Genomic DNA, 5,992 nt, shown 5'->3' with positions numbered 1-5,992 from the left:
GTGGCGGCCGAAACCCCGACCAACACCGGTCTGGTGGTGCTGGCCGGCGAGATCACCACCCAGGCCAACGTCGACTACATCCAGGTGGCGCGCGACACCATCAAGCGCATCGGCTACGACAACACCGAGTACGGCATCGACTACAAGGGCTGCGCGGTGCTGGTGGCCTACGACAAGCAGAGCAACGACATCGCCCAGGGCGTGGACCGCGCCAGCGACGACTACCTGAACATCGGCGCCGGCGACCAGGGCCTGATGTTCGGCTACGCCTGCGACGAGACGCCCGAGCTGATGCCCGCGCCGATCTACTACGCCCACCGGCTGGTGGAGCGCCAGGCCCAGCTGCGCAAGGACGGCCGCCTGCCCTTCCTGCGCCCTGACGCCAAGAGCCAGGTGACGATGCGCTACGTGGACGGCAAGCCGCACAGCATCGACACCGTGGTGCTGAGCACCCAGCACAGCCCCGACCAGAGCGAGACGGCCACGAAGATGAAGGCCTCGTTCACCGAAGCCGTGATCGAAGAGATCATCAAGCCGGTGCTGCCCAAGGAGTGGCTGCAGGACACCAAGTACCTGATCAACCCGACCGGCCGCTTCGTCATCGGCGGCCCGCAGGGCGACTGCGGCCTGACCGGCCGCAAGATCATCGTCGACACCTACGGCGGCGCCTGCCCGCACGGCGGCGGCGCCTTCTCGGGCAAGGACCCGACCAAGGTGGACCGCAGCGCGGCCTATGCCGCCCGCTACGTGGCCAAGAACATCGTGGCGGCCGGCCTGGCGCGCCAGTGCCAGATCCAGGTGGCCTACGCCATCGGCGTGGCCCGCCCGATGAACGTGACCGTGTACACCGAAGGCACCGGCGTCATCCCCGACGACAAGATCGCCGCGCTGGTGCAGGAGCACTTCGACCTGCGGCCCAAGGGCATCATCCAGATGCTGGACCTGCTGCGGCCGATCTATGCCAAGACGGCGGCTTATGGCCACTTCGGCCGCGAAGAGCCGGAGTTCACGTGGGAAAGAACCGATAAGGCTGCGGCCCTGCGGGCCGCAGCGGGGCTGTAAAGCCCCCAGCGCGCAGCGCTGCATCGGTTCTTGGGCGCAACTCATATCGCGCCAGCGATGTGAGTGGAGACCAACGCACGGACAAGGCGGCGGCGCTGCGCGCAGCGGCCGGTCTGTAACTGCTGACAGGCCTCGCGCCACAATCCACGGCACCGCTCACCCCGGTGCCGTTTTCCATGGCGGCACCCGTTGCCCTCCATGACCGCATCCCTCGGCCGCACCGGCCTGGCGCTCTACTCGGCGGCCCTCATCGGGCTGCTTGTCCTCTCGGGCATCCGCCCCTACGAAGCCGGCACCTGGGCCATGGAAGTGGCGCCGGTGGCCATCGTGCTGCCGGTGCTGTGGTTCACCCACCGGCGCTTTCCGCTCACGCCGCTGCTGTATGCGCTGATCTTTGCGCATGCCGCAGTGCTGATGCTCGGCGGCCACTACACCTATGCCCGCGTGCCGCTGGGCGAATGGGCGCGCGAAGCCTTCGACCTGCAGCGCAACCACTACGACCGGCTGGGCCACCTGATGCAGGGCTTCGTGCCGGCCATCGCCGCGCGCGAGCTGCTGCTGCGCCACACGCCGCTGCGGCCCGGCGGCTGGCTGTTCACCCTGGTCACCGCGGTGGCGCTGGCCATCAGCGCGATCTACGAGTTGATCGAGTACGCCGCCGCGGTGGCCCTGGGCGCGGGCGCCGACGAGTTCCTGGCCACCCAGGGCGACCCCTGGGACACGCAGAAGGACATGCTGATGGCCTGGATCGGGGCCCTGCTGGCGCAGTGGCTGCTGGCCCGTTGGCACGACGCGCAGCTGCGCCGCCTGGCCAGCACGCCGCAGCCATGAGCCGCGCCAGGCCGGTCACGCTGGACGACCTGCGCCGCCATGCGGTGGCGCGCACGCTGTTCCGGCCCACCACGCTGATCGACGCCATCCGGCGGCTGGGCTTCGTGCAGGCCGACCCCATCCGCGCGCCGGCCCGCGCGCAAGACCTGACGCTGCGCCACCGGGTGCGCGACTACCGCGCCGGCGACCTGGAGCAACGCTACCCCCGCCTGCCGGTGGAAGAAGACGCGCTGGTGAACTACGGCTTTCTGCCGCGCGAACACCTGGCGCTGATGCACCCGCGCACCGCCCGCCGCACCTGGGACGCCGACACCCAACGCCGCGCCGCCAGCGTGCTGGCCTTCATCCGCGAGCAGGGGCCCTGCCACCCGAAGGCGGTGCAGGCGGCCTTCAACCACGGCCGCACCGCCAATGCCTGGGGCGGGCAGAGCAATGCCGTGACCCATCTGCTGGACGGCATGCACTACCGCGGCCTGCTGCGGGTGGCGCGGCGCGATGCGGGCGTGCGGGTGTACGCAGTGGCCACCCATGCCGGCGACGACCGCCCGCCTGCCGAACGCGCCGCCGCGCTGCTGCGCCTGGTGCTGGACAAATACGCCCCGCTGCCCACCCGCAGCCTGGGCCAGCTGGTGAGCTACCTGGGCTACGGCGCGCCGCAGCTGCAGGTGGAACTGCGCAAGGCCCTGGGCGATGCCCGCCGGCTGTGGCCCAGCGTGGTGATCGACGGCGTGACCTGGCTGTGGCCCGAAGGCGAGAACCCCCGCAGCGCCCGCCATGCGCCCGCCGACGAGGTGCGGCTGCTGGCGCCCTTCGACCCCATCGTCTGGGACCGGCTGCGCTTCGAGCTGCTGTGGGGCTGGGCCTATCGCTTCGAGGCCTACACCCCGGCGCCGCGGCGGCGCTGGGGCTACTACGCGCTGCCGCTGCTGTGGCGCGACCGGGTGGTGGGCTGGGCCAACGTCGGCCTGCAGCAGGGTCAGTTGACGCCGGCCATCGGCTTCATCGACGGCCAGCCGCAGGATGCCGGCTTCGCCCCCGCGGTGGACGAAGAACTGCAGCGCATGCACCAATTTCTGGCACGAGACATCTGATCTGCGCCGGGCGCGGCGCCCTCCTACACCGCCAGAACCTGCGCGCCGATGGGCTCTGCCCAGGGGCGGCGTTGCAATGCGTCACCCGCGCAGTCAGGCGGGCCCGATCGACATTCCAGCGCCAACGCTCTTTGCCCACCATGACCACCGCCGCCAAGAAAAAGCGCCCGCCCCCGTCCCACATCGACGTTGCCGAGCCGGCCAAGCCGGCCCGCCGCCGCGCCGACGGCGTGGGGGCCGCGCCAGCCCCGGCCCGCCGCTTCAAGATCGACTGCACGCTGGGCTACCAGCTGGAACAGGCCACCAGCTTCCTGTTCCAGATCCATGCCCAGCATGGCCGCGACCAGCAGGTGCTGGCCGAGGCGCTGACGCTGGACCCCAGCATTGCCAGCCATGTGTTCCCCGACCCGCTGGAACACCACCGCTTCCTGCGGCTGCAGGCGCCGGCCGGCGCCTTCACCGTGCACTACGCCGCCACCGTGCTGGTGGAGCCGCGGGTGTGGAACACCGCCGCCGCCGAAGTGCCGGTGAACGAGTTGCCCGACAGCGTGCTGCACCACCTGATGCCCACCCGCTATTGCGAAAGCGACCTGCTGGGCAACGCCGCCTTCAAGATGTTCGGCCAGCATCCGCCGGGCTACCAGCGGGTGCAGGCCATCAGCGACTGGATCCACGACAACGTGGACTACAAGGTGGGCTCCACCACCGCCACCAGCACCGCGGTGGACGTGTTCCGCCAGCGGGCCGGCGTGTGCCGCGACTTCGCGCACCTGGGCGTCACCTTCTGCCGCGCGCTCAACATCCCGGCGCGGCTGGTGGTGGGCTACGCCAAGTTCCAGGAACCGCCGCCCGACTTCCATGCCGTGTTCGAGGCCTACCTGGGCGGCGAGTGGATGCTGTTCGACCCCACGCGCATGTCGCCTGTGGAAGACCTGGTGCGCATCGCGGCCGGCCGCGATGCCAAGGACGTGGCCTTCTCCACCATCTTCGGGCCGGTGCAGATGTTGAACATGGCGCCGCTCATTGAAGAGGAAAAGCCGAGCGCCGACTGAGCGTGCCGGCCGGCTGCCTGGTCAAGGCAGGGGCCGCTGACGGGTCGCCAGCAGCGAGCCCAACGCCAGCGCCCCCGCCGACAACACGAAGCCACGCGCCAGCCCGCCCGCCCCATCGGCCACCCAGCCGGTGATGCTGGGCCCCACGATCTGCCCCGCCGCAAACACGATGGTGAAGGCGCTGATGCCGGCCGGCCACGCGGCCGGCGGCAGGTTGTGGCGCACGAAGGCGGTGGTGCCCGCCACCACCGACAGGAACACCGCGCCGAACAAGGCGCCCGAGGCGAACACCGCCGCCGGATGCGCACTGAGCACAGGCAGCAGCGTGGCCAGCGCCAGCAGACCGTTGAGCAGCGCCAGCGGCTGGCCGCCCTTGAAGCGCTGCAGCAGCCCGGCCCACAGCCAGGAAGACGCCACCACGCCCAGCCCCAGCAGCACGTAGAAGGCGACGATGAGGCCCGGCGGCAACCCTTGCTCGCGCAGCAGCGTGACCACGAAGGTCATGTAGCCGATGTAGCCCAGCCCGAACATCAGGTACGCGCCAAGCGCCCAGGCAAAGCGCGGCCATCGGGCCGCCTGGCGCGCGCCGGCGGCCGAGGGGTGGGCCGCCAGCGCGCCGGTGGCCACGGCGGTGAGCACGGTGCACAGCGCCGCCAGAGCGCCCAGCGCCAGCCAGGCCTGCTGCCACGCATGCGCCACGGCGGCGCCGGCCAGCGGCGGCACCACCAGGGCCGAGGCCACGATGCCGATGCCGGTGCCGCCGTAGTAGAGCCCCAGCACCAGCCCGGGCCGCGCCGAGCCCTGTGCCAGCCGCGCCGCCAGCAGCCCGCCAGCCACGAAGGTGGCCGCGCTGGCTACGCCGGTGGCCAGCCGCAGCGCGAACAGCCCGGCTTCGGCCAGCACCACACCATGCAGCGCCAGCGCCACCGCGGCGGCGCCGCCGCCGGCCAGCATCACCCGCCGCGCGTCCCAGCGCCCCAGCACACGCGGCAGCAGCAGGGCGCCCAGCAGGTAGCCGGCGGCGTTCACCGTGTTCATCGCGCCAGCGGTGAAGTAGCTCCAGCCCAGGTCGGCGCGCATCGGCGGCAGCAGCAGCGCGTACGAAAAGCGCGCCAGGCCCAGCGACACCGCCGCGGCCAGCGCCAGCGCAAAGGCGGTGCCCAGGCCCGCGGGCCGTGCAGCCGCCGTGGGGGCCCCGGCCGGCCCGCGCCCGCTCACCCGCGCCGCGCCTGCAGCAGCCGCTCGGCCACTTCGGCAAAGCCGGCGCCGCGTTCGCCCTGCGTGAGGTAGGCCGGCCAGGTGTGCAGCTCGGCCGCAAAGCGCATCAGGTTGGCCACGCCCACGCTCAATGCAAAGCGGCCGAACATCGCCTGGTCGTTGGTGCTGTCGCCCACGTACACCCAGCGGCCCACCTCGGCCGCCAGCTCGCGGCCGAACAGAGTGCGCAGCATCCAGCAGGCGCCGCTCCATTTGTCGTGCTCGCCGAACCAGCCGTTGATGTGGATGGAGCTGACGCTGCAGTGCATGCCCTCTTCGCGCATCACGCGCACCACCTCGTCGATGGCGGCGGGTGGCAGGTGGCTGAACTCGCTGTGGTCGATGGCGATGTCGGTCACCCGGCCGGCGCTGTCTTGGGCCAGCGTGGCGCCCGGCACTTCGCGCAGCACGCGGGCGGCTGCTGCCTGCAGGCGCGGCGTGTTGGCTCGGCGGGTGGCTTCGTCCTGCGCGTACACGGTGCGCCAGCCGTCGGCCTCACGCAGCAGCGCCACCGCGCCGTTTTCGGCCGCCACCGCACGCAGCGGCCAGGTGGCCGCCAGTTCGCGGCTCCAGCCCAGCGGCCGGCCGGTGATGGCGATCACGGGCACGCCGGCCGCGTGCAGGGCTTGCAGCGCGGCCAGCGCGGGCGGGTCGATGGCGCCCCCCTCGGTCAGGGTGTCGTCGATGTCGGTGAACACG

6 protein-coding genes are annotated in these 5,992 nt (G+C 71.8%); 4 read left to right on the top strand and 2 right to left on the bottom strand.

Features of this window, described 5'->3' with window-relative positions; genetic code table 11:
• The 4 genes from metK to ABNT58_RS19130 all read left to right on the top strand — a co-directional run.
• On the top strand, positions 1 to 1,062 hold a 1,062-nt coding region (gene metK, locus ABNT58_RS19145; RefSeq protein WP_348755033.1), incomplete at its 5' end, for a methionine adenosyltransferase.
• Between the two features lie 198 nt (positions 1,063 to 1,260).
• A complete protein-coding gene (locus tag ABNT58_RS19140; RefSeq protein WP_348755032.1) occupies positions 1,261 to 1,893 on the top strand; it encodes a DUF2238 domain-containing protein in 633 nt (210 codons plus the stop codon).
• On the top strand, positions 1,890 to 2,984 hold the full coding sequence (locus tag ABNT58_RS19135; RefSeq protein ID WP_348755031.1) for a crosslink repair DNA glycosylase YcaQ family protein: 1,095 nt from the start codon (positions 1,890 to 1,892) through the stop codon (positions 2,982 to 2,984). Before ABNT58_RS19140 ends, ABNT58_RS19135 begins: the two co-directional genes overlap by 4 nt.
• A gap of 140 nt (positions 2,985 to 3,124) precedes the next feature.
• On the top strand, positions 3,125 to 4,036 hold the full coding sequence (locus ABNT58_RS19130; protein ID WP_348755030.1) for a transglutaminase family protein: 912 nt from the start codon (positions 3,125 to 3,127) through the stop codon (positions 4,034 to 4,036).
• Positions 4,037 to 4,057: 21 nt separating this feature from the next.
• Here ABNT58_RS19130 and ABNT58_RS19125 read toward each other — a convergent pair whose 3' ends face one another.
• Complete coding sequence (locus ABNT58_RS19125; protein ID WP_348755029.1) at positions 4,058 to 5,254, bottom strand: YbfB/YjiJ family MFS transporter; 1,197 nt, start codon at positions 5,252 to 5,254, stop codon at positions 4,058 to 4,060.
• On the bottom strand, positions 5,251 to 5,991 hold the full coding sequence (locus ABNT58_RS19120) for an HAD-IIB family hydrolase (RefSeq protein WP_348755028.1): 741 nt from the start codon (positions 5,989 to 5,991) through the stop codon (positions 5,251 to 5,253). The genes ABNT58_RS19125 and ABNT58_RS19120 overlap by 4 nt, the downstream gene beginning before the upstream one ends.
• Position 5,992 lies beyond the last annotated feature (1 nt).

It is taken from the genome of uncultured Aquincola sp. (assembly GCF_964001545.1).
In the GTDB taxonomy this organism is placed as follows: Bacteria; Pseudomonadota; Gammaproteobacteria; order Burkholderiales; family Burkholderiaceae_C; genus Aquincola.
This window is presented reverse-complemented; position numbering and strand designations above follow the sequence as displayed.

Excerpts from the sequence above, each read along its gene's own strand:
- ABNT58_RS19135 (WP_348755031.1), top strand. The coding sequence starts at position 1,890 with ATGAGCCGCGCCAGGCCGGTCACGCTGGACGACCTGCGCCGCCATGCG.
- ABNT58_RS19140 (WP_348755032.1), top strand. The coding sequence starts at position 1,261 with ATGACCGCATCCCTCGGCCGCACCGGCCTGGCGCTCTACTCGGCGGCC.
- ABNT58_RS19130 (WP_348755030.1), top strand. The coding sequence starts at position 3,125 with ATGACCACCGCCGCCAAGAAAAAGCGCCCGCCCCCGTCCCACATCGAC.